A 26,452-nucleotide genomic window follows, 5' to 3' on the forward strand; every position below is an offset into this window, starting at 1 on the left:
GAGAACCGGCTGGCGGCCTCGTCGACCGAGGGCTCGCTCACGGCACGCTCTCGACCGTGAGCCGCTGGTTGCGGCTGGCGGCAATGCGCCAGTCGGGCTGGCCCACGGCGCCGATCTGGAACGGCCGCGGCAGCTGCGACACATCCAGCCGGAACCGGAAGTCGACGTTGTGGCGCGACTCGGGTTCGATGTCGGCCGCGTCGGCGATCTTCCAGCGCGAGACCCGCTGGATCACGGCCAGCGCCTCTTCGAGCGAGTCGAAGTTCTGGCCCAGCGTGACCCCCAGGCCCGAGTTGCTGATGGCGCCGGGCGCCACATGCAGCCGCCAGCGGCGGGTGAGCGGCTGGTACGACAGGCGCATGTGCCGCACGGTGGTGGACAGCTTCTTGTCGTACCAGTACCAGCGGTCGCGGAAGACCTCGGCCTCGGCCACGAAGTACATCGAGATGCCCTTGAGCAGCGCGTCCTGCACCACCGCGGGCAGCTCGAACTTGACGCTGGCCGAGAGAAACACGCCGTCTTCGGTGCGCTCCAGCCGCATCTGCGAGATTTCGGTCGGCACGTCGGCCCGCGCCAGCCCGGCCGACGCGAGCAACAGCCCCGCCAGGGCCAGGCGCGCAGCCCGCTCAAGACCCTGGCTGAGCCTGACGAGGCGGCATGCGTTTTTCCAGCAGTGCGTAAAAAAAGCCGTCGTGGTCACTCTGCAGATTGTCCGGGACGGAGTTGGCGTTTGCCCCGGTTTGGGGCATTAAATGGCCGGGCGATGGCAGCAATAAGGCCTCGGTGTTGTGTGCAACAAACGTTTGAATCTGCACATCGCCCTCCTCGCGGAACACCGAGCAGGTGCAGTACAGCAGGCGGCCCCCGGGTTTGAGCAGCGGCCACAGCGTCTTGAGCAGCCGCGCCTGGATGGCGGCGAGCTGCGCCACATCGCTCTCGCGGCGCAGCCAGCGCACGTCGGGATGGCGCCGCACGATGCCCGAGGCAGTGCAGGGCGCGTCCAGCAGGATGGCGTCAAACAGCTCGCCGTCCCACCAGTCCGCGGGCCGGGCGGCATCGGCCGCCAGCACGCGGGCCTGCAGGCCCAGGCGCTGCAGGGTGTCATGGATGCGCTCGCAGCGCGCGGGGTCGATGTCCAGCGCGGTCACATCGGCATCGGCCAGCTCCAGCAGGTGCGCGGTCTTGCCGCCCGGCGCGGCGCAGGCGTCGAGGATGCGCGGGCGCGCGCCGGCCTGCAGCCCGCCCAGCAGCAGGGGCGCAGCCTGCTGGGCCGCCGCATCCTGCACCGAGAAAAAGCCGTCCGCAAAACCCGGCAACTCCTGGACCGGCCGCGCACGCGCCAGCACCAGGCCCTGCTCACCGGCCCGCTCTGCTACTAAATTCATAGCTGCCAGTGACCGCTGGTATTGGACTCCAGCCACTTTTCGCTGATTAACACGCAGTGTCATGGGCGCGGGCGTGTTGTTGGCCCGCAAAATGGCCTGCCACTGCGTGGGGTGGTCCTTGCGCACACGGTCGATCCACCAGCGCGGGTGGTTCCACTGGGCCACGGGGTCCGGGTCGGTGGCGGCCACCAGGGCGTCACGCTCGCGCAGGAAGCGCCGCAGGCAGGCATTGATGAAGCCCGCCTGGGCCCGGGTGCCCACGCCCTGCTTGGCGGCCTCCACCGTCTGGTTGACCAGGGTGAACACCTCGTAGGGGGCCTGCGCCGCGTCCCAGGCCAGTGCCAGCGCCGTGCCCAGCAGCGCATCGGCCGCGGGCGGCGGCGCGCGCCGGGCCAGCTGGCGGCGCAGCGCGTCGGCCCGGCCCAGCTGGCGCAGCACCTGGAAGGCCAGGGCCTGCACCCCGGGGCGCAGGCCCGCGTCCACCGCCGCCAGCGCGGCCGTGCCCGACTGGCCCGCGCGCACGGCCGCCAGCACGCCGGCCGTGGCCTGGAGTTGCCGCCACAGCGGAATGGGCGCGGCGTTCATGCGCATCAGCCCAGGGTGTCGGCCCAGATGTTGCGCGCCCAGTCCATGGCGTACACGCCTTCGAGTTCACTGGGCGCCGCGCTCAGGCCCCCGGCATCGTGCACGGGCAGGAAGGTCTTTTGCGCGGCGTCGTAGGCATGCACGCTGGCCACGTGCACCGCGCGCTGGTCATCGACAAAGCTGTAGCAGGTGTTGCTGAGCATGGGGGCCGGGTTCACCTCCCAGCCCGACAGCCGGGCCACGATGGCGGCGGCGGCCACCTTGCCCTGGCTGTTGGCCATGTGGCCGCTCTTGGGCATGGCTGGCGCCACCTGGATGGCGTCGCCCAGCACATGCACGTCGGGCGCGGCGGTGGACTCGAAGGTCTGGTAGTCCACGCCGCACCAGCGCTGGTCGGCCATGTTGTTGAGCCCGGCCTGCACCGCGATCAGGCCGGCGCGCATGGGCGGCAGCGCATTGATCACGTCGGCGCGCACGTCGTCCTGCACGTCAAAACCCATCACGCCCGTGGCGGCATCCACGGCCACGGCGTTGTGCTGGGGGCGGTATTCGACCATGCCCGGGTACAGCTCGGCCCAGGCCCGGCGGAACAAGGCCCCCTTGGAGGTGATGTCGGGGTTGGCGTCCAGGACCAGCACCTTGCTGCGCGGCTTGGCCTGCTTGAAGTACCACGCCACCTGGCAGGCCCGTTCGTAGGGGCCGGGCGGGCAGCGGTAAGGCGCCTCGGGGATGGTGATGGCGAACACGCCACCATCGGGCATGGCCTCGAGCTGGCGGCGCAGCGCAGCCGTTTCGGGGCCCGCGCTCCAGGCCTGCAGGATGCGGCCCGCCGCCTGCGCCTGCGGCAGGCCGGCCACCTTGGCGTATTGCAGTTCGACGCCGGGCGACACCACCAGCTTGTCATAGGGAAGGACCGCGCCGCCGTCCAGCGTGACCCGGCGCCGCACCGTGTCCACCGCGCTCGCCCGGTCGCGGACCACGTTCACGCCGTGGTGCCGGCTGAGTCCGGTGTAGGGCGTGGTGATGTCGGCCATGCCCTTGCTGCCACCCAGCACGAGGTTGGACATCGGGCAGGAGACAAAGGCCGGGTCGGGCTCGACCAGGGTCACGTCCATGCGGTAGTCGGACAGCAGGCGCACGTACTTGGCGGCCGTGGCGCCGCCATAGCCGCCGCCAATGACCACCACCCGGGCCCGCGCGGCGGGCGGGCGGGCGGCGCAGGCGCCCAGCCCGAGCAGACCCAGGGCAGCGGCGGATGACAACAGGGTGCGTCTTTGCATGGGGCGTTCCTCAGCGCGCGGGCTGGCGGGCAAAGTAGCCGGCGATCTGCGTGATCTGCGCATCGCTGTAGCCCTTGCTGAGCTGGTGCATCACGGTGGCCGGCCGGGTGCCGTCGCGGAACGCCCGCAGCTGCTGGACCATCACCTCGGCCGGCAGCCCCGCGAGGCCGGGCAGGCGGGAGCCTTCGGCCACCCTCCCCTGCGTGCCATGGCAGGCGGCGCAGGTGGCCGCCAGGCCGCGAAGCTGCAACTCGGCGGCCGTTTGCGCCGCAGCCGGGCCCGCGAAGCCACCGGCCAGCACCAGCAGGTGCGCGGCCAGCAGGCGCCAGATGTTTGGGGAAACAGGTTCCATCGGGTTCACAGCGTGCTGGCCGGTTTGAAGCTGAACAGCCAGGCCAGCAGCACGGCCGGGAACTGGGCAATGGCGAAGTTGTAGCGCGTCACGGCGTCATTGAAGCGGGCCTGGGCCTTGGCGGTTTCATGCATCAGGGCCTGCCAGCGCGCGGTCACGGTCTCGGGCACGGGGGCGCCCGCCAGGTCGTGGGCCTCGGCCTCAACCCGTTGCCAGGCCATGACGAGCACGTCCTGGGCGGCGGCCAGGGCCGCGCCCGCGCCCGCGTCCAGCGGGTGCGGCCGCAAGGCCGCGAGCGACGCGGCAAACTGGCTGGCGGCGCCGCGCAGGCCGGCCCACAGCTGGGTCAGGTCGTCCATCAGGTCGCCGGGCTGGGTGAGCTGCGACGGCCGCATGGTGTCGGGCAGGCTGGCATGCACCAGCTCGATCTGGCGGGTCCAGTGCTCGTCCAGCACGGCAAAGGCGGCATTGGCTTCGGCGCGCAGGCGCACCAGCCGGTTGTAGGCACCCACCGACCAGAACAGCAGGAGCGCAGCGCCGCACCACAGCACCAGGGACACCGTCATCGGTGCTCTCCACGGGCCAGGCAAAAGACAGGGGTCATGGGCCGACTATAAAGAAAAAGCGCCTCATGCCCCCGGTGAAAGGGCATGAGGCGCTATCAGTTTGCTAGCAGCGGTCAGTCGGCGGCCGGTGCCTCGCCGCCTTCGGCCGGAGCGGCCTCGGTGGCGGTGGCCAGGTCAGCGGCTTCAGCCTCGGCAATGGCGCGGCGCTCGGCCTCGTCCATCGCGTCCTTGACCTTGCGCGCCTGGTGGTAGGCCAGGCCGGTGCCCGCGGGGATCAGGCGGCCGACGATGACGTTTTCCTTCAGGCCACGCAGCTCGTCGCGCTTGCCCATGATGGCGGCTTCGGTCAGCACGCGCGTGGTTTCCTGGAAGGAAGCCGCGGAGATGAACGAGTCGGTGGACAGCGAGGCCTTGGTGATGCCCAGCAACAGGTTGCTGAACGTCGCCGGGAGCTTGTCGTCCTTGCGCAGGGCGTCGTTGGTGTCGAGCATTTCGGACCGCTCGACCTGCTCGCCGCCGATGTAGCCGGACTCGCCGGGGTTCTCGACCACGACACGGCGCAGCATCTGGCGAACGATCACCTCGATGTGCTTGTCGTTGATCTTCACGCCCTGCAGGCGGTACACGTCCTGCACTTCGTCCACGATGTAGCGCGCCAGTTCCTCGGAGCCCAGCAGGCGCAGGATGTCCTGCGGATCGGCCGGACCGTCGACCACGGACTCACCCTTGTTGACCACCTGGCCTTCGTGCACCAGGATGTTCTTTTCCTTGGGCACGAGGTCTTCCCAGACCTTGCCTTCGGGGTCGGTGATCTGCAGCCGGATCTTGCCCTTGGTTTCCTTGCCGAACGACACCGTGCCGGTCATCTCGGCGAGCAGGCCCTTGTCCTTGGGCGAACGCGCCTCGAACAGCTCGGCCACCCGCGGCAGACCGCCGGTGATGTCGCGGGTCTTCTGGCCTTCGATCGGGATGCGGGCCAGCACTTCGCCGGGGCCCACGTCCTGGCCGTCACGCACCTGGATCAGCGCGCCCACCTGGAAGCCGATGGTCACCGAGTGGTCGGTGCCGGGGATCTTCACTTCGTTGCCGGTGGCATCGATCAGCTTGACCTGCGGGCGGATGACCTTGGCGGCGCCGCGGCGCTTGGGGTCGATCACCACCAGCGTGGACAGGCCGGTGACCTCGTCCACCTGCTTGGCCACGGTCATGCCTTCTTCGACGTTCTCGAACTTTGTCTGGCCGGCGAACTCGGTGATGATGGGGCGCGTCAGCGGGTCCCAGTTGGCCAGCACATGGCCGGCCTTGACCTGCTGGTCGGCCTTGACCGTCAGCGTCGCGCCATAAGGCACCTTGTGGCGCTCGCGCTCGCGGCCATGCTCGTCATGGATGACGATCTCGCCGGAACGGGCGATCACCACCAGTTCGCCCTTGCTGTTGGTCACGTAGCGCATCGTGGCGTTGAAGCCGATCACGCCGTTGGACTTGGCTTCCACGCTGGAGGCGATGGCGGCGCGCGAGGCGGCGCCACCGATGTGGAAGGTCCGCATGGTCAGCTGCGTGCCGGGCTCGCCGATCGACTGCGCGGCGATCACACCAACCGCCTCGCCGATATTGATCAGGCCGCCGCGGCCCAGGTCACGGCCATAGCACTTGGCGCAGATGCCGAAGCGCGTGGCGCAGGTCAGCGCGGTGCGGACCTTGACTTCGTCCACGCCCACCGTCTCGAGTTCCTCGATCAGGTCCTCGTCGAGCATGTCACCGGCCTTGACCAGCACGGCGCGGGTCTCGGGGTGCAGCACATCGTCAGCCGCGGTGCGGCCCAGGATGCGGTCGCGCAGCGATTCGATCACCTCGCCGCCTTCAACGATGGCGCGCATCATCGAGCCGTCATGCGTGTTGCAATCCTGCTCGATCACGACCAGATCCTGCGTCACGTCCACCAGGCGGCGCGTGAGGTAGCCCGAGTTGGCCGTCTTCAGCGCCGTGTCCGCCAGGCCCTTTCGGGCGCCGTGGGTGGAGATGAAGTACTGCAGCACGTTCAGGCCTTCACGGAAGTTGGCCGTGATGGGCGTCTCGATGATGGAGCCGTCGGGCTTGGCCATCAGGCCGCGCATGCCGGCCAGCTGGCGGATCTGCGCTGCCGAACCGCGGGCGCCGGAGTCGGCCATCATGTAGATGGAGTTGAACGACTCCTGGTCCACTTCCTTGCCGTGGCGATCGATGGTCTTTTCCTTGGCCAGCTGGGCCATCATGACCTTGGAGACTTCGTCACCGGCCTTGCCCCAGATGTCCACCACCTTGTTGTAGCGCTCGCCCGAGGTCACCAGACCCGACACGTACTGCTGCTGGATCTCCTTGACCTCCTTTTCGGCGCGGCCAATGATCTCCGCCTTTTGCGGCGGCACCAGCATGTCGTCGATGCAGATCGAGATGCCGGCCTTGGTCGCCAGGCGGAAGCCGTTCTGCAGCAGCTTGTCAGCGAAGACCACGGTCTCCTTGAGGCCGCACTTGCGGAACGAGACGTTGATGAGCTTGGAGATTTCCTTCTTCTTCAGCGCCTTGTTGATGTTGCTGAAGGGCAGGCCCTTGGGCAGGATCTCGGACAGCAGCGCGCGGCCGGCCGTGGTCTCGACCAGCTTGGTCGACGGCGTGAACTCGCCCGTCTCCTTGTCCTTGGACCATTCGGTCAGGCGCACCGTGACGCGGGCCGTCAGGTCGACCTCGCCGGCGTCGAAGGCGCGCTGGACTTCACCGATGTCCGAGAAGATCAGCCCTTCGCCCTTGCCGTTGATGCGGTCACGCGTCGCGTAGTACAGACCCAGCACCACGTCCTGCGACGGCACGATCGACGGCTCGCCGGAGGCGGGGAACAGGATGTTGTTGGAAGCCAGCATCAGCGTGCGGGCTTCCATCTGCGCTTCCACCGACAGCGGCACGTGCACGGCCATCTGGTCGCCGTCGAAGTCGGCGTTGAAGGCGGCGCAGACCAGCGGGTGCAGCTGGATGGCCTTGCCTTCGATCAGGATGGGCTCGAAGGCCTGGATGCCCAGGCGGTGCAGCGTGGGCGCCCGGTTCAGCATGACCGGGTGTTCCTTGATGACCTCTTCCAGGATGTCCCAGACCACCGGGGTGCCGGATTCGACTTCCTTCTTCGCGGCCTTGATCGTGGTCGCGATGCCCATGGCTTCCAGGCGCGAGAAGATGAAGGGCTTGAACAGCTCCAGGGCCATCAGCTTGGGTAGGCCGCACTGGTGCAGCTTGAGCGTCGGGCCCACGGTGATCACCGAACGGCCGGAGTAGTCCACCCGCTTGCCCAGCAAGTTCTGGCGGAAGCGGCCGCTCTTGCCCTTGATCATGTCGGCCAGCGACTTCAGGGCGCGCTTGTTGGCGCCCGTCATGGCCTTGCCACGGCGGCCGTTGTCCAGCAGGCTGTCCACGGCTTCCTGGAGCATGCGCTTTTCGTTGCGCGCAATGATCTCGGGTGCCTTGAGCTCCAGCAGGCGGCGCAGGCGGCTGTTGCGGTTGATGACGCGGCGGTACAGGTCGTTCAGGTCCGAGGTCGCGAAGCGGCCGCCGTCCAGCGGCACCAGCGGACGCAGGTCCGGCGGCAGCACGGGCAGCACGTCCATCACCATCCACTGGGGCTTGATGCCGGACTTCTTGAAAGCTTCAAGCACCTTCAGGCGCTTGGCGTTCTTCTTGACCTTGACTTCGGAGCCGGTCAGGTCGCCGCGCAGCTTCTCGATCGAGTCGTCGATGTCGATGCCTTCGAGCAGGTCCTTGATGCCTTCGGCGCCCATCTTGGCGATGAATTCGTCGCCGTATTCCTTGCGCTTGGCGTCGTAGTCGTCCTCGGACATGATGCCGAATTTCTTCAGCGGGGTCATGCCGGGGTCGGTCACCACGTAGGCTTCAAAGTACAGCACGCGCTCGATGTCGCGCAGCGTCATGTCCAGCACCAGGCCCAGGCGCGACGGCAGGGACTTCAGGAACCAGATGTGGGCGCAGGGCGCGGCCAGGTCGATGTGGCCCATGCGCTCGCGGCGCACCTTGGTCTGCGTGACTTCAACGCCGCACTTCTCGCAGATCACGCCGCGGTGCTTCAGGCGCTTGTACTTGCCGCACAGGCATTCGTAGTCCTTGATGGGCCCGAAGATCTTGGCGCAGAACAGGCCGTCGCGCTCGGGCTTGAAGGTGCGGTAGTTGATGGTCTCGGGCTTCTTCACCTCGCCGAAGGACCACGAGCGGATCTTTTCGGGCGACGCCATGCCGATGCGGATCGCATCGAAATGCTCGTCGGGTGTGAATTGCTTGAACAGGTCGAGTAGTGATTTCATGTGACTCTATCCCTTCAAATTAAGAGCGCTCGAGCTCGATGTCGATACCGAGCGAACGAATTTCCTTGACCAGCACGTTGAACGATTCCGGCATGCCGGCCTCGATCGAGTGCTCACCCTTGACGATGGACTCGTACACCTTGGTGCGGCCCTGCACGTCGTCGGACTTCACCGTGAGCATTTCCTGCAGCACGTAGGCGGCGCCGTAGGCCTCGAGCGCCCAGACTTCCATCTCGCCGAAGCGCTGGCCGCCGAACTGGGCCTTGCCGCCCAGCGGCTGCTGCGTGACCAGCGAGTACGGGCCGGTCGAGCGGGCGTGCATCTTGTCGTCCACCAGGTGGTGCAGCTTGAGCACGTGCATGTAGCCGACCGTGGTCGGGCGCTCGAAGGCATCACCGGTGCGCCCGTCGTACAGGTGGGCCTGGGTGCGCGTGGCCGTCAGGCCCTTGGCCTTGACGATGTCGTCGGGGAACGCCAGCTTCAGCATGGCGCGGATTTCCTCTTCCGAGGCGCCATCGAACACCGGCGTGGCGAACGGAACACCCTTGGACAGGTTGCCGGCCATCTCCAGCACATCGGCGTCGGACAGCTTGGCCAGGTCTTCCTTGCGGCCCGAGCTGTTGTACAGCTCGTCCATGAACTTGCGCAGCTCGGCCACCTTGGCTTCGGCCTGCAGCATGTCACCGATGCGCTGGCCAATGCCCTTGGCGGCCCAGCCCAGGTGCACTTCCAGCACCTGGCCCACGTTCATGCGCGAAGGCACGCCCAGCGGGTTGAGCACGATGTCGCACGGCGTGCCATCGGCCATGTAGGGCATGTCCTCGACCGGAACGATCTTGGACACCACGCCCTTGTTGCCGTGGCGGCCGGCCATCTTGTCGCCGGGCTGCAGGCGGCGCTTGACGGCCAGGTAGACCTTGACCATCTTGAGCACGCCAGCGGGCAGCTCGTCGCCCTGCGTGAGCTTCTTGCGCTTTTCCTCGAAGGCCAGGTCGAAGCTGTGACGCTGCTGTTCGATCGAGTTCTTGATGGACTCGAGCTGCGAGGCCACGTCGTCATCGGCGGGGCGGATGTCGAACCAGTGGAATTTCTCCACCGAGGCCAGGTAGGCCTTGTCGATCTTGGTGCCCTTGGCCAGCTTCTGCGGGCCACCGTTGGCGACCTTGCCATTGAGCAGCTTCTCGATCCGGTCGAACGCGTCGGCTTCGACAATGCGCAGCTGGTCGTTCAGGTCGAGGCGGAAGCGTTTGAGCTCGTCGTCGATGATCTGCTGGGCGCGCTTGTCGCGCGTGATGCCTTCGCGGGTGAACACCTGCACGTCGATCACGGTGCCTTGTGAGCCCTGGTCCACGCGCAGCGAGGTGTCCTTCACGTCGGAGGCCTTCTCGCCGAAGATCGCGCGCAGCAGCTTCTCTTCAGGCGTGAGCGTGGTCTCGCCCTTGGGCGTGACCTTGCCGACCAGCGTGTCGCCGGGCTGCACTTCGGCGCCCACGTAGATGATGCCCGACTCGTCCAGCCGGTTGAGCTGCTGCTCCGACAGATTGGGGATGTCGCGCGTGATTTCCTCGGCACCCAGCTTGGTGTCGCGGGCCATGACCACCAGCTCCTCGATGTGGATCGAGGTGTAGCGGTCGTCGGCCACCACGCGCTCGGAGATCAGGATCGAGTCTTCGAAGTTGTAGCCGTTCCAGGGCATGAAGGCCACCAGCATGTTCTGGCCCAGCGCCAGCTCGCCGATGTCGGTCGAGGCGCCGTCAGCGATCACATCGCCCCTGGCGATCTGGTCGCCGCGCTTGACGATCGGGCGCTGGTGGATGTTGGTGTTCTGGTTGGAACGCTGGTACTTGATCAGGTTGTAGATGTCCACACCCACTTCACCGGCCTGCGCTTCGGCATCGTTCACGCGCACCACGATGCGGGTGGCGTCCACGTAGTCCACCACGCCGCCGCGGTTGGCGGTGACCACGGTGCCGGAGTCCACCGCCGAGACGCGCTCGATGCCGGTGCCGACAAAGGCTTTCTCGGGGCGCAGCACGGGCACGGCCTGGCGCTGCATGTTGGCGCCCATCAGCGCGCGGTTCGCATCGTCGTGCTCCAGGAAGGGCACCAGCGAGGCGGCCACCGACACGATCTGCGCGGGCGACACGTCCATGTACTGCACGCGGTCCGCGCCGCAGAGGATGGATTCACCCTTTTCGCGGGCGGACACCAGCTCGTCGGCCAGCTTGCCGTCCTTGTCGAGCGTGGCGTTGGCCTGGGCGATCACGTACTTGCCTTCCTCGATGGCCGACAGGTAGTCGATGTCCATGGTGACCTTGCCGTCCACCACCCGGCGGTACGGCGTCTCGATGAAGCCGTACTCGTTGAGGCGGGCGTACAGGGCCAGCGAGTTGATCAGGCCGATGTTCGGGCCTTCAGGCGTTTCAATGGGGCAGACACGGCCGTAGTGGGTGACGTGCACGTCGCGCACCTCGAAGCCGGCGCGCTCGCGGGTCAGGCCGCCCGGGCCCAGGGCCGAGACGCGACGCTTGTGCGTGATCTCGGACAGCGGGTTGGTCTGGTCCATGAACTGCGACAACTGCGAGGCACCGAAGAACTCCTTGAGCGCCGCGGAAATCGGCTTGGAGTTGATCAGGTCGTGCGGCATCAGCGGGTCCTGCTCGGCCTGGCCGAGGCGTTCCTTGACGGCCTTCTCGATGCGGGCCAGGCCGGTGCGGTACTGGTTTTCGGCCAGTTCACCGACGCAGCGCACGCGGCGGTTGCCCAGGTGGTCGATGTCATCGACCTCGCCGTTGCCGTTGCGCAGGTCCACCAGGATCTTGACCACGGCCAAAATATCCTCATTGGTCAGCACCATCGGGCCCGTGGATTCGTCGCGGCCCATCTTGGCGTTGAACTTCATGCGGCCCACGCGCGACAGGTCGTAGGTGTCCGGGTTGTAGAACAGGCGCTGAAACAGGGCCTGCACGGCGTCTTCGGTCGGCGGCTCGCCGGGGCGCATCATGCGGTAGATGGCCACGCGGGCGGCGAACTCGTCCACCGTTTCGTCGATGCGCAGGGTCTGCGACATGTACGCGCCCTGGTCGAGTTCGTTGGTGTAGATGACCTGCAGATCCTGCACGCCGGCCGTGCGCAGCTTCTTGAGCAGGGCTTCGGTCAGCTCGTCATTGGCCTTGGCGATGATCTCGCCGGTGTCGGCGTCGACGATGTTGCGCGCGACCACGCGGCCCACCAGGAAGTCTTCGGGCACGCTGATGTGCGTGGTGCCGGACTGCTCCAGTTCGCGGGTGTGGCGGGCCGTGACACGCTTGTCCTTGGCGACCACGACCTTGCCGGACTTGTCGGTGATGTCGAAGCGCGCCACCTCGCCGCGCAGGCGCTCGGCGACGAATTCCATCTGCGCGCCGCTGTCCATCAGGCGGAAGTTGTCATTGACGAAGAAGTTCGCCAGGATGGACTCGGGGTTCAGGCCGATGGCCTTGAGCAGGATCGTGACCGGCATCTTGCGGCGGCGGTCCACGCGGAAGTACAGGATGTCCTTGGGGTCGAACTCGAAGTCGAGCCAGGAGCCACGGTAGGGGATGATGCGCGCTGAAAACAGCAGCTTGCCCGAGCTGTGGGTCTTGCCCTTGTCGTGCTCGAAGAACACGCCCGGCGAGCGGTGCAGCTGCGAGACGATCACGCGCTCGGTGCCGTTGATGATGAACGAGCCCTTGTCGGTCATCAGGGGCACTTCGCCCATGTAGACTTCCTGCTCCTTCACTTCCTTGACCACCTTGGACTGCGGCGTCGAGGACTCGCGGTCATAGATGATCAGCTGCACCTTGGCGCGCACGGCCGACGCGAAGGTCAGCCCGCGGGTCTGGCACTCGCGCACGTCGAAGGCCGGCTTGGCCAGGTTGTATTCGATGAACTTCATCTCGACAAACCCGTTGTGCGAGACGATGGGGAAGGCAGCGTCAAACGCCGCCTGCAGACCTTCAACGGTCCGTTTTTGCGGGGCGGAGTCAGCCTGCAGGAACGCGGTGTACGCGTCCTTCTGCATCTGCAACAGGTAAGGAACTTCCAGCACGCTGTCGCGGCTGCCGAAACTCTTGCGGATGCGCTTGCGTTCGGTATAGGTGTAGGCCATTAGATCTTCTCCACGGGCTTGAGAGGTCTTCAGCAACTGTCGCGTCGGTCTCGACGATCTTGGCGGGTTGGCCACTACCAACCATGGCGGACGGCCGCGCATTGCACACGGCCCGTACCAAGGCATCTTCTGCAGTCGGGGTCAGAAGACACAAAAAAACATCGTTGGCAACGGTGTTTTTTGGTGCGCTCTGTAAGCACCAAAGGCTGGAGACCCCTGGGGGCACTCCAGCCTTCTGAGGGGAACCCAATTACTTGAGTTCGACCTTCGCGCCAGCTTCTTCGAGCTTCTTCTTGGCGGCGTCGGCGTCAGCCTTGGACACGCCTTCCTTGACGGCCTTGGGCGCGCCATCAACCATGTCCTTGGCTTCCTTGAGGCCCAGGCCGGTGATTTCGCGCACGGCCTTGATGACCGACACCTTGTTGGCGCCGGCCTCAAGCAGCATCACGTTGAATTCGGTCTTCTCTTCGGCGGCGGGGGCGGCAGCGCCACCACCAGCAGCGGGCGCGGCCATGGCCGCGGCGCTCACGCCAAACTTCTCTTCGATGGCTTTCACCAGGTCGTTGAGTTCCATGACCGTCATGCTGTCCAGCGAGGTCAAAAATGCGTCTTTATCGAATGCCATTTTGATTTCCTAAATAAGTTGGGTTCCTGCCGGGCCGATCAGGCGGCGGCGGGTTCAGGGGCTGCCTCGGGAGCGGCTTCAGCGCCACCACCCTTTTTCGCTGCCAATGCGCCAAGCACCACGGCGGTGCGCGAGATGGGCGACATCAACAGGCCACAAAGCTGAGCCAGCAACACGTCCTTGGAGGGAATGTTGGCCAGCTGTTTCACACCGTTGACATCCAGGGCCTTGCCCGCGAATGCGCCACCGCGAATCACCAGCTTGTCGTTGGTTTTCGCGAAGTCGGCCACCACCTTGGCGGCGGCCACAGCATCCACAGAGAAGCCATAGATCAGCGGACCGGTCATCTGGTCACCGACGACTTCAAACGCGCTCCCTGCGACAGCACGGCGAGCCAGGGTGTTTTTCAACACGCTCAGGTTCACGCCCTTGCTGCGCGCATCGTTACGCAGTCTGGTCATGTCAGCGACCGTGATGCCGCGGTATTCCGCCATCACCAGCGTTTGAGCTTTTGCGGCGAGGCCGGTCACTTCTTCAATGACCGCTTCTTTCTCACTGCGATTCAGACTCAAGGTCTACTCCTTTTAAAGTGCCGTCGGGTCCGGGGACCTTTCAGCACGCCTTCTTGCAGCGACCAACTGTTTTCCGAAATCTTGCAATTCCATCTTCAGCGGGATCGCCATCTGCGTTGGCTGGGCACCGGGGCGAACCCCGGGGCTGGTCAATTAAGCGGATCGCTCCGCACCAACGGTCTTGGATGGCTCGCCGGCTTGCACCGGCGACCCACCATTCCTCTGCGATTACGCCGAGATGGTTTGCGTGTCCACGCGGACACCCACACCCATCGTCGACGAGACCGCGACTTTCCTCAGGTACACACCCTTGCTCGACGCAGGCTTGGCCTTGTTGAGCGCATCCACCAGCGCCGCCAGGTTGCCCTGCAGCTTGTCGGTGTCGAACGAACGGCGGCCGATCGTGCCGTGCACGATGCCGGCCTTGTCGACGCGGAACTGGACCTGGCCTGCCTTGGCGTTCTTCACCGCGGTGGCCACGTCGGGCGTCACGGTGCCGACCTTGGGGTTGGGCATCAGGCCGCGCGGGCCCAGGATCTGGCCCAGAGTACCGACCACGCGCATCGCGTCAGGGGCGGCAATCACCACGTCAAAGGGCATGTCGCCGGCCTTGACCATGGCGGCCAGGTCGTCCATGCCGACGATGTCGGCGCCGGCGGCCTTGGCTTCCTCGGCCTTGGCGCCCTGGGCGAACACGGCCACGCGCTTGGTCTTGCCGGTGCCATTGGGCAGCACCACGGCGCCACGCACCACCTGGTCGGACTTCTTGGCGTCAATGCCCAGCTGGACGGCCACATCGATGGACTCGTCGAACTTGGCCGTGGCGGCTTCCTTGACGATGGCCAGCGCGTCGGTCAGGGCGTACAGCTTGGTGCTGTCAACCTTGCCCTGCAGGCCCTTTTGTTTCTTGGTGAGCTTGGTCATTTAGAGGCCCTCCACCGTGATGCCCATGGAACGGGCGGAACCAGCCAGCGTGCGGATGGCGGCATCCACGCTCGCGGCGTTCATGTCCTTGAGCTTGGTCTTGGCGATTTCCTCGAGCTGGGCCCGGGTGATCTTGCCGACCTTGTTGCTGTGGGGCGTGGACGAACCCTTTTCGAGCTTGACCGCCTTCTTGATCAGGACCGTCGCGGGCGGGGTCTTGATGATGAAGGTGAAGCTCTTGTCCGCGAACGCGGTGATCACCACCGGCAGCGGCAGACCGGGCTCAACACCCTGGGTCTGGGCGTTGAACGCCTTGCAGAACTCCATGATGTTCAGGCCACGCTGGCCCAGGGCCGGGCCGATGGGCGGTGAGGGATTGGCCTTGCCGGCTGGAACTTGCAGCTTGACAAAACCGACGATTTTTTTCGCCATGGTTTTACTCCTTGCGGGTGATAGCGCCTGGGCTCGGTGGCCACGGCTCCCCGGGGGTTAACGACTCAACAAGACCGATTCCGCACCGAGTCGAAAAGTGCGGATGCGGGCGTCAGGTTTTTTCGACCTGACTGAATTCGAGTTCGACGGGCGTGGCACGACCGAAAATCGTGACCGACACGCGAACCTTGCTCTTTTCGTAGTTGACTTCCTCGACCGTGCCGTTGAAGTCGGTGAACGGGCCGTCCTTGACGCGCACGTACTCGCCCACGACAAACTCCACCTTGTGGCGCGGCTTGTCGGTGCCTTCCTGCATCTGGCTCACGATCTTCTGGACTTCTTCCTCGGAGATCGGGGCCGGGCGGTTCTTGGCGCCGCCGACAAAGCCGGTCACCTTGTTGGTGTGCTTCACCAGGTGCCAGGACTCGTCGTCCATGATCATCTCGACCAGCACGTAGCCCGGGAAAAAGCGGCGCTCGGTGGTGCGCTTCTGGCCGTTCTTGACCTCGACCACTTCTTCGGTGGGCACCAGGATGCGGCCGAACTTGCTCTGCATGCCGGCCCGGTTGATGCGCTCGATGATGTTGCGCTCCACCGCTTTCTCCATGCCCGAGTAGGCATGGACGACATACCAGCGCAGGTCCGGGTTGACCGGGGCGGCGGGTGCGGAGTCGACGGCAGGGGTTTCAGCTTCAGTCATTTACTTCTTCCAGCCAAGAATGATGTCGTAGAACAGCCATTCCAGCGTTTTGTCGGTGAGCCACAGGAAGATGGCCATGACCGCGCAAAATGCAATGACATAGGCGGTCATCTGGATCGCTTCCTTGCGGGTGGGCCAGACCACTTTCTTGACTTCGCGCCAGGCGTCGCGCCCGAAGGCCACGAATTCCTTGCCGCGCTCGGAGGTCACAAAGACCACCACCGCGGCACCCAGACCCACCAGCAAGGCGCCCCACTGGGCGACCGGGCCCTGTTTGCCAAGCAGGTAGAAGCCCGCCACCGCCGCAATGACCAGAGCCACCACAGCGGCCAGCTTGGCCTTGTCGGCTGCGGAACTGACGGTTTCAACTTGCGAAGTGGCCATTTTTGGCGTTTTCCTGCTTCTAGCTCAACGCGCCTTTGAAGGCGCCAAACCCGCCGGGTCGCGGCGGGTTCTTTTTGGGGTCACCGCCGGGTAGGACGGGCTTTGGTTTCAGACGCTTCGCCAGGGGCCTGGCGGGTGCCACACCCAAGTGGCAGGGGCAGTAGGAATCGAACCTACAACCTTCGGTTTTGGAGACCGACGCTCTGCCAATTGAGCTATACCCCTACGAAATTCCTTACTCCAGAATCTTGGCCACGACGCCGGAGCCGACGGTCTTGCCGCCTTCGCGAATGGCGAAGCGCAGGCCTTCCTGCATGGCGATCGGGTTGATCAGCTTGACGGTGATGCTGACGTTGTCGCCAGGCATGACCATTTCCTTGTCCTTGGGCAGCTCGATCGCACCGGTCACGTCGGTGGTGCGGAAGTAGAACTGCGGACGGTAGTTGTTGAAGAACGGCGTGTGACGCCCGCCCTCGTCCTTGCTCAGCACATAGACTTCAGCGGTGAAGTGCGTGTGGGGCTTGATCGAGCCGGGCTTGCACAGCACCTGGCCGCGCTGCACTTCCTCGCGCTTGGTGCCGCGCAGCAGGATACCGACGTTGTCGCCGGCCTGGCCCTGGTCCAGCAGCTTGCGGAACATTTCCACGCCGGTGCAGGTGGTCTTGACGGTGGGGGTGATGCCCACGATTTCGATTTCCTCGCCGACCTTGACGATGCCGCGCTCGACGCGGCCGGTCACGACGGTGCCGCGCCCAGAGATGGAGAAGACGTCTTCCACGGGCATCAGGAAGGCGCCGTCGATGGCGCGCTCGGGCGTGGGGAAGTAGCTGTCCATGGCGTCGGCCAGCTTCATGATGGCGCCTTCGCCCAGGTCACCCTTGTCGCCTTCCATGGCGAGCTTGGCGCTGCCGTGGATGATGGGGGTGTCGTCGCCGGGGAAGTCGTACTTGGAGAGCAGCTCGCGCACTTCCATTTCAACGAGTTCGAGCAGTTCGGCGTCGTCGACCATGTCGCACTTGTTCAGGAAGACGATGATGTGGGGCACGCCGACCTGGCGGGCCAGCAGGATGTGCTCGCGGGTCTGGGGCATGGGGCCGTCAGCGGCCGAGCACACCAGGATGGCGCCGTCCATCTGGGCGGCGCCGGTGATCATGTTCTTGACGTAGTCGGCGTGGCCGGGGCAGTCCACGTGGGCGTAGTGGCGCGAAGCGGTTTCGTACTCGACGTGGGCGGTGTTGATGGTGATGCCGCGCGCCTTTTCTTCGGGAGCCGCGTCAATCTGGTCGTAACCCTTGGCTTCGCCACCAAACTTGCTGGCCAGCACCGTGGTGATGGCCGCCGTCAGCGTGGTCTTGCCATGGTCCACGTGACCAATGGTGCCCACGTTCACGTGCGGCTTGGTGCGCTCAAATTTTCCTTTTGCCATTTTTCGACTCCGAAAAAAGAAACTAGATCAAATCAACAAAATTCTGGTGCCCTTGGCGGGAATCGGACCCGCGACCTCTCCCTTACCAAGGGAGTGCTCTACCACTGAGCCACAAGGGCAAATAAAAACCATTCGCCGCGTGCCGTAACGATTTGTGGAGCGGGAGACGGGAATCGAACCCGCGTCATTAGCTTGGAAGGCTAGGGTTCTACCATTGAACTACTCCCGCATCGGGCGAACTTCAACAACCCCTGCAGGCTTCCCAGAGCTCTACACAAATCACTTCAACACTTCACTTCTACAGTTTCACCCAGACCCAAAAAAGGCCTGGTGGAGGAGGCTGGATTCGAACCAGCGTAGGCGTAAGCCAACAGATTTACAGTCTGCCCCCTTTAGCCACTCGGGCACCCCTCCGGCGAACCTCGAAATATAGCACGATTTTTTGTCACTGGCCTGCTTGCCGGCACGCGACCTGCATTTCCTGGCGCGACGTCCCACAAACCCGGCCCCCAACAACCCCGCACAATGACCGGCATGACCCTCCCCGCCACCCCGGCCCAGCGCACCATCAACCTTGCCCTGCAGGGCGGCGGCTCCCACGGCGCCTTCACCTGGGGCGTGCTGGACGCCCTGCTGGCCGACCCGCGGATCGCCATTGAGGGCATCAGCGGCGCCAGCGCGGGCGCGGTGAACGCCGTGGCGCTGGCCGACGGCTACGCGCGCGCCCAGGCTGCGGGCACCGACCCGCGCCAGGCCGCGCGCGAGTCGCTGGCCCGGGTCTGGGGCGAGGTGTCGGCCCTGGGCCACATCGGCGCCCTGCAAAAAGGAGTGGCCAGCCTGTTGTGGGGCGCCATTCCGAAGGAGTTGGCGCCTACCAACTTCTTTGCCAGCGCGATGCAGGGCTGGTTCTCGCCGTACCAGTCCAACCCGCTGGACATCAACCCGCTGCGCGAACTGCTGACCCGCCTGATCGACTTCAAGGCGCTGGGCGCGCTGCAGTCGCCGCGGGTGTTTGTGTCGGCCACCCATGTCAACACCGGCAAGGCGGCCCTGTTCACCGGCGCCGACGTCACGCCCCAGGCGGTGATGGCCTCGGCCTGCCTGCCCATGCTGTTTCAGGCCGTGGAGATCGACGGCCAGCATTACTGGGACGGCGGCTATTCGGTGAACCCGGCGCTGACGCCGCTGATCGACCACTGCGCCAGCGCCGACATCGTGCTGGTGCAGATCAACCCGCTGCGGCGCGAGGACACGCCGCGCACCCCGGCCGACATCCTGGACCGGGTCAACGAGCTGACCTTCAACGCCAGCCTGCTGACCCAGGTGCGTTCGATCGACTTCATCAACCGGCTGCTGGCCGAGGGCTCGCTGCGCGGTTCGCGCTGCCGGCGCGTGCTGCTGCACCGCATCGATGGCGGCGAAGCCATCCAGCACTACCCCGCCTCGTCGCGCGCCTCGGCCGACCCCGACCTGATCCAGGCGCTGTTCAAGCTCGGGCAGACCTCGGGCCAGGAGTGGCTGCAAAAGCACTTCGTGGCGCTGGGCCAGCGCAGCACGGTGGACATCGGCCAGGATTACCTGGACGACACGCGGCTGGACAGCCTGCCCCGGCCACACCACGGGCAGCCGCCGCCACCGCGGCGGGGCCTGAAATCGCTGATCAGCCGGCTGTTTGGCCGCCGGGCCTAGAACCGCAGCTCGACGCCGCGTTCGGCCAGCCAGTCGCGCGCAAGGCCGAAATGCCCGCAGCCGATGAAGGGCACGGGTGGCCGCAGCGCCGACAGCGGCGACGGGTGGTTGGCGCGCAGCACCAGCGCCTCGCGCTGGTGGGTGGCCGCCGCCGCCTCGATCAGCCCGGCCTTGGCCTGGGCATGCGCGCCCCACAGCAGGTAGACGCAGGGTGAGGCCTGGGCCGCCACGGCGCCGATCAGCGCGTCGGTCAGCGCCTCCCAGCCCTGGCGCGCATGGCTGGCGGGCTGGCCGTCTTCCACCGTGAGGCTGGTGTTGAGCAGCAGCACGCCCTGGCGCGCCCAGCCCTGCAGCGAGCCGCTGGCCGGGGGCGGCGTGCCGAACTCGCGCTGCAGTTCCTTGAAGATGTTGCGCAGCGAGGGCGGCGGCCGCACGCCCGGCGGCACCGAGAACGCGAGCCCCTCGGCCTGCCCGGGGCCGTGGTACGGGTCCTGCCCCAGGATCACCAGCTTCACGCCGGCCAGCGGCGTGAGTTCCAGCGCGCGAAACGGCTGCGGCGGGTAGAGGGTGGCGCCGGCGGCCAGCCGCGCCTCGATAAAGCGGCCCAGCTGCTGGCCGGTCGGGCTGTCAAGAAAATCATCCAGCACCGGCCGCCAGCCGGCGGCCACGGGCCAGGCCCGGGGCTTCCAGGCCGTGAGCGCGGTGGCTGGCCCGGGTTCAAGTGCCAAACTGGCCTGGAGTCCAATAGCGGCGGCCATGGTGCGCTACAAATTCAGGAGCAAATTGGAGGAGAAAACCAGGGGCCCATCAGGGGCCGAAGAGGGCCGCCAGCGCCGTGCCCGGGTCGGGCGCGCGCATGAAGGCCTCGCCCACCAGGAAGGCATGCACGCCGGCGTCGCGCATCTTCTTCACGTCGTCGCGGCCCAGGATGCCCGACTCGGTGACCAGCAGGCGGTCGGCCGGCACGTCGGGCAGCATGGCCAGCGTGGTGTCCAGCGTGACCTCGAAGCTGCGCAGGTTGCGGTTGTTGATGCCCAGAAGCGGCGTCTTGAGCCTGAGCGCGCGTTCCAGTTCGGCGCGGTCATGCACCTCCACCAGCACCGCCATGTCCAGGCTGTGCGCAATCGCTTCAAGCTCGGCCATCTGCGCGTCGTCCAGGCAGGCCGCGATCAGCAGGATGCAGTCGGCGCCCATGACGCGCGACTCGTAGACCTGCCAGGCATCGACCATGAAGTCCTTGCGCAGCACCGGCAGGTCGCACGAGGCGCGGGCCTGCTTGAGGTAGTCCACGCTGCCCTGGAAGAACTGCTGGTCGGTGAGCACCGAGAGGCAGGCGGCCTGGGTCTGGCCGTCGCCCTCGGCATAGCTTTGCGCGATGTCGGCCGGGATGAAGTCGGCCCGCAGCACGCCCTTGCTCGGGCTGGCCTTCTTGACCTCGGCGATCACCGCGGCCTGGCCGGCCGCGATTTTGGCGCGCAGGGCGCCGGCGAAGTCGCGCGTGAGCACGCGGCTTTGCGCGTCGGCGCGCATCGCGGCCAGCGGCTTCTTCTTCTGGCCGGCGGCGATCTCCTCGCGCTTGACGGCAATGATCTGGTTCAGGATGTCGGACATGCTTCAGCCGCCCAGCGCCTGGGTGGCCGCCACAAACTGCGTCAGCCGGGCCTTGGCCGCGCCCGAGGCGATGGCCGCGGCGGCCTGCGCGATGCCGTCCTTCATGGTCGGCACCACATTGGCGGCGTACAGCGCCACGCCGGCGTTGAGCGTGACGATGTCGCGCGCGGCGCCGCTCTGGTTGTCCAGCACGCTCATCAGCATGAGGCGCGACTGGTCGGGCGTGTCGACCTTGAGCGCGCGGTTGCTGGCCATGGGCAGGCCGAAGTCCTCGGGGTGGATTTCGTACTCGGTGATCTCGCCGTCTTTCAGCTCGCCCACCAGCGTGGCGGCGCCCAGGCTCACCTCGTCCATGCCGTCGCGGCCATAGACCACCACCGCGTGCTCAGTGCCCAGGCGCTGCAGCGCGCGGATCTGGATGCCCACCAGGTCGGGGTGGAACACGCCCATGAGGATGTTGGGCGCGCCGGCCGGGTTGGTCAGCGGGCCCAGGATGTTGAAGATGGTGCGCACGCCCAGCTCCTTGCGCACCGGCGCCACGTGCTTCATGGCCGTGTGGTGGTTGGGCGCGAACATGAAGCCGATGCCGGTGTCGGCGATGCACTGCGCGATCTGCTCGGGCTTGAGGTTGATGTTGACGCCCAGGCTCTCCAGCACGTCGGCGCTGCCGCTCTTGCTGGAGACGCTGCGCCCGCCGTGCTTGCTGACCTTGGCGCCCGCGGCCGCGGCCACGAACATCGAGCAGGTGGAGATGTTGAAGGTGTGCGAGCCGTCGCCGCCCGTGCCCACGATGTCCACCAGGTGGGCCTTGTCGGCCACGTTGACCTTGGTGGAGAACTCGCGCATGACCTGGGCCGCGGCCGTGATCTCGCCGATGGTTTCCTTCTTGACACGCAGGCCGGTGATCAGCGCCGCCATCATCACGGGCGAGCACTCGCCGCTCATGATCAGGCGCACGATGCGCAGCATCTCGTCGTGGAAGATTTCGCGGTGTTCGATGGTGCGCTGCAGCGCTTCCTGGGGGGTGATGGGCATCTGGGTCTCCTCAAGTCGTCGGATTGTCGGCCAGCGCGAGTTTCACGCCAAAGCCCATGAACATCAGGCCCGCGATGCGGTCCAGCCAGTGCATCGCGGCGCTCAGGGCCGTGGCGCGGGTCGCCAGCCAGGCTGCGGCCAGTGCCCAGCCCAGGTTGACCCACAGGCCGTTGAAATTGAACAGCAGGCCCAGCAGCAGGAAGGCCAGCGCCTTGTGCTCCACGCCGGGGCCAATGAACTGCGGCACAAAGGCCAGAAAGAACAGCGCCACCTTGGGATTGAGCGCATTGGTCCAGAAACCCCTGAAAAAGATACTTTTCATGGTTGGAGTCCAGGAGGGGCGGCCACTATCCGCTACGGAATCCATAGCGGCCGGCGGTCGCGACAACAGCATGCGCAGCCCCACATAGACCAGGTAGGCGGCGCCCACCCACTTGAGCACGGTGAAGGCCGTGGCCGACGCGGCCATGAGCGCGCTCACGCCCGCGGCCGCCGCGAGGATGTGCACGAAGCAGCCGGCCGTGATGCCCAGCGCCGCCACCATGCCGGCGCGCGCGCCCTGGCGCAGCGCATGGCTCACGATGTACAGCACGTCGGGCCCCGGCGTGAGGTTGAGCAGCAGGCCGGCGGCCACGAACAGGAGCAGCTGGTGCAGTTCCATGCTCAGCCCCCGAAGTAGCCGCGGATGGCGGCCACCGCGCGGTCCACGCCGGCGGCGTCCACATCCAGGTGGGTGACAAAGCGCAGCCGGTACAACCCTGTGGCCTGGATGCCCTGCGCCGCCAGGTGCGGCAGCAGGCCGGCTGACTTGTCGCGGGCAGCACCGTGCAAGTCGACAAACACGATGTTGGTGTGCGGGGCTTCGACGCTCACGCCCTCCAGGCCCGCCAGCCCCTCGGCCAGGCGGCGCGCCAGCGCGTGGTCGTCGGCCAGCCGGTCGATGTGGTGGTCCAGCGCGTGCGCGGCCGCGGCGGCCAGCAGCCCGGCCTGGCGCATGCCGCCACCGGCCATCTTGCGGATGCGGTGGGCGCGCGCAATGAATTCGCGGCTGCCGCACAGGGCCGAGCCCACGGGCGCGCCCAGGCCCTTGCTGAAGCAGACCGAGACCGAGTCAAAGCACTGCGCGATGCGGCGGGCCTCGGCCACCACCTCTGCATGGGAAACCGTTCGCACTGAGCTGGTCGAAGTGCTACCGGGGGCTTCAGCAAGCTCAGCCCGAACGGAGTGCGCTTGCGCCACGGCCGCGTTGAACAGCCGCGCGCCGTCCAGGTGGCGGCTCAGGCCATGGCGGCGCGCCAGCGCCGTGGCTTGCTCGACGTAGGCCATGGGCAGCAGCTTGCCGCCCAGTGTGTTCTCCAGCGCCAGCAGGCGGGTGCGCGCAAAGTGCGCGTCGTCGGGCTTGATGGCGGCTTCAATGTCGGCCAGCGGCAGCGTGCCGTCGGGCGCATGGTTCAAGGGCTGCGGCTGCACGCTGCCAAACACCGCCGCGCCGCCACCTTCCCAACGGTAGCAGTGCTGCTGCTGGCCCACGATGTACTCGTCGCCGCGCTGGCAGTGGCTCAGGATGGCGCACAGGTTGCTCTGGGTGCCCGTGGGCACGAACAGCGCGGCCTCAAAGCCCAGCAGCGCCGCGATCTTGTCCTGCAGCGCGTTGACGCTGGGGTCGCCGCCAAACACGTCGTCGCCCAGCGGCGCGGCGGCCATGGCGGCGCGCATGGCCGCGGTCGGCTGGGTAACCGTGTCGCTGCGCAGATCGACAGTGGCGCTCATGCCGGCATCTCCATGAAGTTGCGCAGCATGGCGTGGCCGTGTTCGGTGAGGATGGACTCGGGGTGGAACTGCACCCCTTCCACCGCCAGCGTCTTGTGGCGCACGCCCATGATCTCGCCGTCGTCGGTCCAGGCCGTGACCTCGAGCTCGACGGGGCACGTGGCCCGCTCGATCGCCAGCGAGTGGTAGCGGTTGACCGTGAACTTTTCGGGCAGGCCCGCGAACACGCCCTGGCGCGTGGTGGTGATCACGCTGGTCTTGCCGTGCATGAGCTGCTGCGCGCGGATGATCCTGCCGCCAAACGCCGCGCCAATGCTCTGGTGGCCCAGGCACACGCCCAGCACCGGCAGCTTGCCCGCAAAGTACTGGATGGCCGCCACCGACACCCCGGCCTCGGCCGGCGAACATGGGCCGGGCGAGACCACCAGCCGGTCGGGCGCGCGGCCGGCAATGCCTTCCACGGTGATCTCGTCGTTGCGGAACACCTCCACCTGCGCGCCCAGCTCGCCAAAGTACTGGACGATGTTGTAGGTGAAGCTGTCGTAGTTGTCGATCATGAGGATTTTCATGGGACAAGCTCCAGGAACGGACATCCGTACGCAAAAGGCGCAAAACAAGCGCCGAGAACGCAGAAAGAAGACAAAAAGGTGTTCATAGCTTGTTCACCAGTCTGTGAATGCCCTTGACAACGGGAAAGGCATGGAAGTTGATGAGGAGGCCGAGCTTCAGGCCTGAAAGCCGCAGGTAGGACAGCAGCTGCGCGCGGTGAGCGTCGAGCACGCTCTCCAGGGCCTTGACCTCCACAATAACGGCGCCTTCAATGATGAAATCAGCCCGGTATCCCAGGCCGACGCTGCGTCCCTTGTAGAGGGCTGGCACCGCCACTTCACGCTCGAAGCGCAGCCCCCTCTCGGCCAGCTCCATCGCCAGCGCACCTGAATAGGCACTTTCCAGCAAGCCGACGCCCAGCACCCGCTGGACCTCGACAGCGGCCCCGATGATGGCGTGGGAACAATCATTCTCGATCGGCTGTTCCTTCTGCGTCCTTTGCGCGTCCTTTGCGCCTTCCGCGTACGGAAGTCCGGTTTCGGTGGCACTCATTCCATGCCCTCCTCAACCAGCTCCGAGGCACGCAACAGCGCACGGGCCTTGGCCTCGGTCTCTTTCCACTCCAGCTCGGGCACCGAGTCGGCCACCACGCCGGCCGCGGCCTGCACGTAGAGCGTCTGGTCCTTGATGATGCCGGTGCGGATGGCAATGGCCACGTCCATGTCGCCGGCAAAGCTCAGGTAGCCGCAGGCGCCGCCGTACAGGCCGCGCTTGGTGGGCTCGAGCTGGTCGATCAGCTCCATGGCGTGCACCTTGGGCGCGCCGGTCAGCGTGCCGGCCGGGAAGGTGGCACGCAGCACGTCCATGTTGGTCATGCCCTCGTTGAGGATGCCCTCGACGTTGCTCACGATGTGCATCACATGGCTGTAGCGCTCGACCGCGAACTGCTCGGTCACCTTGACGGTGCCGGTGCGCGCGATGCGGCCAATGTCATTGCGCGCCAGGTCGATCAGCATCACATGCTCGGCGCGTTCCTTGGGGTCGTTGACCAGTTCCTGCTCCACCGCCAGGTCCTGCTCGGGCGAGGCGCCGCGCGGCCGGGTGCCGGCCAGCGGGCGGATGGTGATTTTCTCCGCCGACCGGCCTTCATGCTCGACCTGCTCCTGGCGCACCAGGATCTCGGGCGATGCCCCCACCACATGGAAATCCCCGAAGTGGTAGTAGTACATGTAGGGCGAGGGGTTGAGCGAGCGCAGCGCGCGGTACAGGCTCAGCGGGCTTTCGGTGTAGCGCTTCTTGATGCGCTGGCCCACCTGCACCTGCATGAAGTCGCCGGCCTCGATCAGCGCCTTGGCGCGGTCCACGGCCTTCAGGTAGTCGGCCTTGGCGAAGTCGCGCTCGGCCGGGAAGGTCTGGCTCTGCTTGATCACGGGCGCGCTGACCGAGTACTTGAGCTGCTCGCGCAGTTCGCGCAGCCGCTTCTTGGCGTTGGCAAAGGCCTCGGGCTGGCCCGGGTCGGCATAGACGATCAGGTACAGCTTGCCCGAGAGGTTGTCGATGACGGCCAGTTCCTCGCACTGCAGCAGCAGGATGTCGGGGCAGCCCAGCGTGTCGGGCGGGCAGCTGGCCTGAAGCTTTTTCTCGATGTGGCGCACCGTGTCGTAGCCAAAGTAGCCCGCCAGGCCGCCGCAAAAGCGCGGCAGGCCCGGCCGCAGCGCGACCTTGAAGCGCTTCTGGTAGGCCGCCACGAAGTCCAGCGGGTTGCCGGGCACGGTTTCCACCACCTTGCCGTCGGTGACCACCTCGCTCACGGCGTCGGCGCCAAAGCCGCTGGCGCGCAGCAGGGTGCGCGCGGGCAGCCCGATGAAGCTGTAGCGGCCAAAACGCTCGCCGCCCACCACGGATTCGAGCAGGAAGCTGTAGCGGCCGCCGTCACGCGAATGCGCCAGCTTGAGGTACAGGGACAGGGGGGTTTCGAGGTCCGCAAAGGCTTCCGCGATCAGCGGAATGCGGTTGTAGCCAGCCTGGGCCAGGCTTTTGAATTCAAGTTCGGTGATCAAGGGGTGAGCCTCCACAAGCTCGGCGGCAGGGACTGCCG

At 66.3% G+C, this 26,452-nt stretch carries 23 protein-coding genes and 4 tRNA genes; 1 reads left to right on the top strand and 26 read right to left on the bottom strand.

From position 1 onward, the window contains the following. Window positions 1–37: 37 nt before the first annotated feature. The 18 genes from KF796_00230 to KF796_00315 form a co-directional block, all read right to left on the bottom strand. Complete coding sequence (locus KF796_00230) at window positions 38–541, bottom strand: DUF4390 domain-containing protein (protein MBX3585042.1); 504 nt, start codon at window positions 539–541, stop codon at window positions 38–40. Window positions 542–626: 85 nt separating this feature from the next. After that, a complete protein-coding gene (rsmB, locus tag KF796_00235; protein MBX3585043.1) occupies window positions 627–1,976 on the bottom strand; it encodes a 16S rRNA (cytosine(967)-C(5))-methyltransferase RsmB in 1,350 nt (449 codons plus the stop codon). After that, complete coding sequence (locus tag KF796_00240) at window positions 1,976–3,250, bottom strand: FAD-dependent oxidoreductase (GenBank protein ID MBX3585044.1); 1,275 nt, start codon at window positions 3,248–3,250, stop codon at window positions 1,976–1,978. Before KF796_00240 ends, rsmB begins: the two co-directional genes overlap by 1 nt. A 10-nt stretch (window positions 3,251–3,260) precedes the next feature. Then, a complete protein-coding gene (locus tag KF796_00245; GenBank protein ID MBX3585045.1) occupies window positions 3,261–3,602 on the bottom strand; it encodes a cytochrome C in 342 nt (113 codons plus the stop codon). A 5-nt stretch (window positions 3,603–3,607) separates the two neighbouring features. Beyond that, window positions 3,608–4,168, bottom strand: coding sequence for a LemA family protein (locus KF796_00250; protein MBX3585046.1), 561 nt, complete (start codon window positions 4,166–4,168; stop codon window positions 3,608–3,610). A gap of 113 nt (window positions 4,169–4,281) precedes the next feature. Beyond that, window positions 4,282–8,505: a DNA-directed RNA polymerase subunit beta' gene (gene rpoC / locus KF796_00255; protein MBX3585047.1), complete on the bottom strand. Its 4,224-nt coding sequence runs from the start codon at window positions 8,503–8,505 to the stop codon at window positions 4,282–4,284. 19 nt (window positions 8,506–8,524) lie between these two features. Further along, entirely contained in the window at window positions 8,525–12,637 is a 4,113-nt protein-coding gene (gene rpoB, locus KF796_00260; GenBank protein ID MBX3585048.1) for a DNA-directed RNA polymerase subunit beta, read from the bottom strand. Between the two features lie 250 nt (window positions 12,638–12,887). Further along, the gene (gene rplL / locus KF796_00265) at window positions 12,888–13,262 is read right to left on the bottom strand and encodes a 50S ribosomal protein L7/L12 (GenBank protein ID MBX3585049.1); all 375 of its coding nucleotides are present in this window, start codon (window positions 13,260–13,262) and stop codon (window positions 12,888–12,890) included. A 38-nt stretch (window positions 13,263–13,300) separates the two neighbouring features. After that, window positions 13,301–13,834 (bottom strand): 50S ribosomal protein L10, encoded by a 534-nt coding sequence (rplJ, locus tag KF796_00270; protein ID MBX3585050.1) that lies wholly within the window; start codon window positions 13,832–13,834, stop codon window positions 13,301–13,303. Between the two features lie 228 nt (window positions 13,835–14,062). Then, complete coding sequence (rplA, locus tag KF796_00275; protein ID MBX3585051.1) at window positions 14,063–14,758, bottom strand: 50S ribosomal protein L1; 696 nt, start codon at window positions 14,756–14,758, stop codon at window positions 14,063–14,065. Beyond that, window positions 14,759–15,190, bottom strand: coding sequence for a 50S ribosomal protein L11 (gene rplK, locus KF796_00280; protein MBX3585052.1), 432 nt, complete (start codon window positions 15,188–15,190; stop codon window positions 14,759–14,761). A 112-nt stretch (window positions 15,191–15,302) separates the two neighbouring features. Then, the gene (gene nusG / locus KF796_00285) at window positions 15,303–15,890 is read right to left on the bottom strand and encodes a transcription termination/antitermination protein NusG (protein MBX3585053.1); all 588 of its coding nucleotides are present in this window, start codon (window positions 15,888–15,890) and stop codon (window positions 15,303–15,305) included. Continuing rightward, window positions 15,891–16,274 carry a preprotein translocase subunit SecE gene (secE, locus tag KF796_00290; protein ID MBX3585054.1) on the bottom strand — a complete coding sequence of 128 codons (384 nt, stop codon included), beginning with the start codon at window positions 16,272–16,274 and terminating at the stop codon, window positions 15,891–15,893. It lies immediately after the preceding gene. 149 nt (window positions 16,275–16,423) lie between these two features. Further along, window positions 16,424–16,499: transfer RNA gene (locus tag KF796_00295), tRNA-Trp, on the bottom strand. A 10-nt stretch (window positions 16,500–16,509) separates the two neighbouring features. Continuing rightward, window positions 16,510–17,700 (bottom strand): elongation factor Tu, encoded by a 1,191-nt coding sequence (gene tuf / locus KF796_00300; protein MBX3585055.1) that lies wholly within the window; start codon window positions 17,698–17,700, stop codon window positions 16,510–16,512. A gap of 44 nt (window positions 17,701–17,744) precedes the next feature. Beyond that, window positions 17,745–17,819: transfer RNA gene (locus KF796_00305), tRNA-Thr, on the bottom strand. 36 nt (window positions 17,820–17,855) lie between these two features. After that, window positions 17,856–17,929 (bottom strand) — tRNA-Gly (locus tag KF796_00310). 99 nt (window positions 17,930–18,028) lie between these two features. Beyond that, a tRNA-Tyr gene (locus KF796_00315) sits at window positions 18,029–18,114 on the bottom strand. Window positions 18,115–18,234: 120 nt separating this feature from the next. Here KF796_00315 and KF796_00320 point away from each other — a divergent pair. Next, window positions 18,235–19,389: a patatin-like phospholipase family protein gene (locus KF796_00320; GenBank protein MBX3585056.1), complete on the top strand. Its 1,155-nt coding sequence runs from the start codon at window positions 18,235–18,237 to the stop codon at window positions 19,387–19,389. Here KF796_00320 and KF796_00325 read toward each other — a convergent pair. The 8 genes from KF796_00325 to KF796_00360 all read right to left on the bottom strand — a co-directional run bounded on the left by KF796_00325 (window position 19,386) and on the right by KF796_00360 (window position 26,414). Further along, window positions 19,386–20,147: a uracil-DNA glycosylase gene (locus tag KF796_00325; GenBank protein MBX3585057.1), complete on the bottom strand. Its 762-nt coding sequence runs from the start codon at window positions 20,145–20,147 to the stop codon at window positions 19,386–19,388. The genes KF796_00320 and KF796_00325 overlap by 4 nt on opposite strands. Window positions 20,148–20,196: 49 nt before the next feature. Further along, window positions 20,197–21,000, bottom strand: a complete 804-nt coding sequence (gene trpC / locus KF796_00330; GenBank protein ID MBX3585058.1) for an indole-3-glycerol phosphate synthase TrpC — start codon at window positions 20,998–21,000, stop codon at window positions 20,197–20,199. A gap of 3 nt (window positions 21,001–21,003) precedes the next feature. Beyond that, window positions 21,004–22,035, bottom strand: a complete 1,032-nt coding sequence (trpD, locus tag KF796_00335; GenBank protein ID MBX3585059.1) for an anthranilate phosphoribosyltransferase — start codon at window positions 22,033–22,035, stop codon at window positions 21,004–21,006. A 10-nt stretch (window positions 22,036–22,045) separates the two neighbouring features. Further along, a complete protein-coding gene (locus tag KF796_00340; GenBank protein ID MBX3585060.1) occupies window positions 22,046–22,696 on the bottom strand; it encodes a LysE family translocator in 651 nt (216 codons plus the stop codon). A gap of 2 nt (window positions 22,697–22,698) precedes the next feature. After that, window positions 22,699–23,805, bottom strand: a complete 1,107-nt coding sequence (locus KF796_00345) for an aminotransferase class I/II-fold pyridoxal phosphate-dependent enzyme (protein MBX3585061.1) — start codon at window positions 23,803–23,805, stop codon at window positions 22,699–22,701. Beyond that, window positions 23,802–24,374: an aminodeoxychorismate/anthranilate synthase component II gene (locus tag KF796_00350; GenBank protein ID MBX3585062.1), complete on the bottom strand. Its 573-nt coding sequence runs from the start codon at window positions 24,372–24,374 to the stop codon at window positions 23,802–23,804. The genes KF796_00345 and KF796_00350 overlap by 4 nt, the downstream gene beginning before the upstream one ends. Window positions 24,375–24,456: 82 nt before the next feature. Continuing rightward, on the bottom strand, window positions 24,457–24,906 hold the full coding sequence (locus KF796_00355) for a GxxExxY protein (protein ID MBX3585063.1): 450 nt from the start codon (window positions 24,904–24,906) through the stop codon (window positions 24,457–24,459). Then, complete coding sequence (locus KF796_00360; protein ID MBX3585064.1) at window positions 24,903–26,414, bottom strand: anthranilate synthase component I; 1,512 nt, start codon at window positions 26,412–26,414, stop codon at window positions 24,903–24,905. The genes KF796_00355 and KF796_00360 overlap by 4 nt, the downstream gene beginning before the upstream one ends. Between the last annotated feature and the right edge of the window lie 38 nt (window positions 26,415–26,452).

The sequence above is a fragment of the Ramlibacter sp. genome, from assembly GCA_019635435.1.
Taxonomy (GTDB): Bacteria; Pseudomonadota; Gammaproteobacteria; order Burkholderiales; family Burkholderiaceae_C; genus JAHBZM01.

Excerpts from the sequence above, each read along its gene's own strand:
- rplK (MBX3585052.1), bottom strand. The coding sequence starts at position 15,190 with ATGGCGAAAAAAATCGTCGGTTTTGTCAAGCTGCAAGTTCCAGCCGGC.
- KF796_00345 (MBX3585061.1), bottom strand. The coding sequence starts at position 23,805 with ATGAGCGCCACTGTCGATCTGCGCAGCGACACGGTTACCCAGCCGACC.
- rsmB (MBX3585043.1), bottom strand. The coding sequence starts at position 1,976 with ATGCGCATGAACGCCGCGCCCATTCCGCTGTGGCGGCAACTCCAGGCC.
- KF796_00350 (MBX3585062.1), bottom strand. The coding sequence starts at position 24,374 with ATGAAAATCCTCATGATCGACAACTACGACAGCTTCACCTACAACATC.
- KF796_00245 (MBX3585045.1), bottom strand. The coding sequence starts at position 3,602 with ATGGAACCTGTTTCCCCAAACATCTGGCGCCTGCTGGCCGCGCACCTG.
- KF796_00355 (MBX3585063.1), bottom strand. The coding sequence starts at position 24,906 with ATGAGTGCCACCGAAACCGGACTTCCGTACGCGGAAGGCGCAAAGGAC.
- KF796_00230 (MBX3585042.1), bottom strand. The coding sequence starts at position 541 with ATGCGGCTGGAGCGCACCGAAGACGGCGTGTTTCTCTCGGCCAGCGTC.
- rpoC (MBX3585047.1), bottom strand. The coding sequence starts at position 8,505 with ATGAAATCACTACTCGACCTGTTCAAGCAATTCACACCCGACGAGCAT.
- secE (MBX3585054.1), bottom strand. The coding sequence starts at position 16,274 with ATGGCCACTTCGCAAGTTGAAACCGTCAGTTCCGCAGCCGACAAGGCC.
- rplA (MBX3585051.1), bottom strand. The coding sequence starts at position 14,758 with ATGACCAAGCTCACCAAGAAACAAAAGGGCCTGCAGGGCAAGGTTGAC.
- KF796_00240 (MBX3585044.1), bottom strand. The coding sequence starts at position 3,250 with ATGCAAAGACGCACCCTGTTGTCATCCGCCGCTGCCCTGGGTCTGCTC.
- trpD (MBX3585059.1), bottom strand. The coding sequence starts at position 22,035 with ATGCCCATCACCCCCCAGGAAGCGCTGCAGCGCACCATCGAACACCGC.
- rplL (MBX3585049.1), bottom strand. The coding sequence starts at position 13,262 with ATGGCATTCGATAAAGACGCATTTTTGACCTCGCTGGACAGCATGACG.
- tuf (MBX3585055.1), bottom strand. The coding sequence starts at position 17,700 with ATGGCAAAAGGAAAATTTGAGCGCACCAAGCCGCACGTGAACGTGGGC.
- KF796_00340 (MBX3585060.1), bottom strand. The coding sequence starts at position 22,696 with ATGGAACTGCACCAGCTGCTCCTGTTCGTGGCCGCCGGCCTGCTGCTC.
- KF796_00320 (MBX3585056.1), top strand. The coding sequence starts at position 18,235 with ATGACCCTCCCCGCCACCCCGGCCCAGCGCACCATCAACCTTGCCCTG.
- KF796_00325 (MBX3585057.1), bottom strand. The coding sequence starts at position 20,147 with ATGGCCGCCGCTATTGGACTCCAGGCCAGTTTGGCACTTGAACCCGGG.
- KF796_00250 (MBX3585046.1), bottom strand. The coding sequence starts at position 4,168 with ATGACGGTGTCCCTGGTGCTGTGGTGCGGCGCTGCGCTCCTGCTGTTC.
- rpoB (MBX3585048.1), bottom strand. The coding sequence starts at position 12,637 with ATGGCCTACACCTATACCGAACGCAAGCGCATCCGCAAGAGTTTCGGC.
- nusG (MBX3585053.1), bottom strand. The coding sequence starts at position 15,890 with ATGACTGAAGCTGAAACCCCTGCCGTCGACTCCGCACCCGCCGCCCCG.
- trpC (MBX3585058.1), bottom strand. The coding sequence starts at position 21,000 with ATGTCCGACATCCTGAACCAGATCATTGCCGTCAAGCGCGAGGAGATC.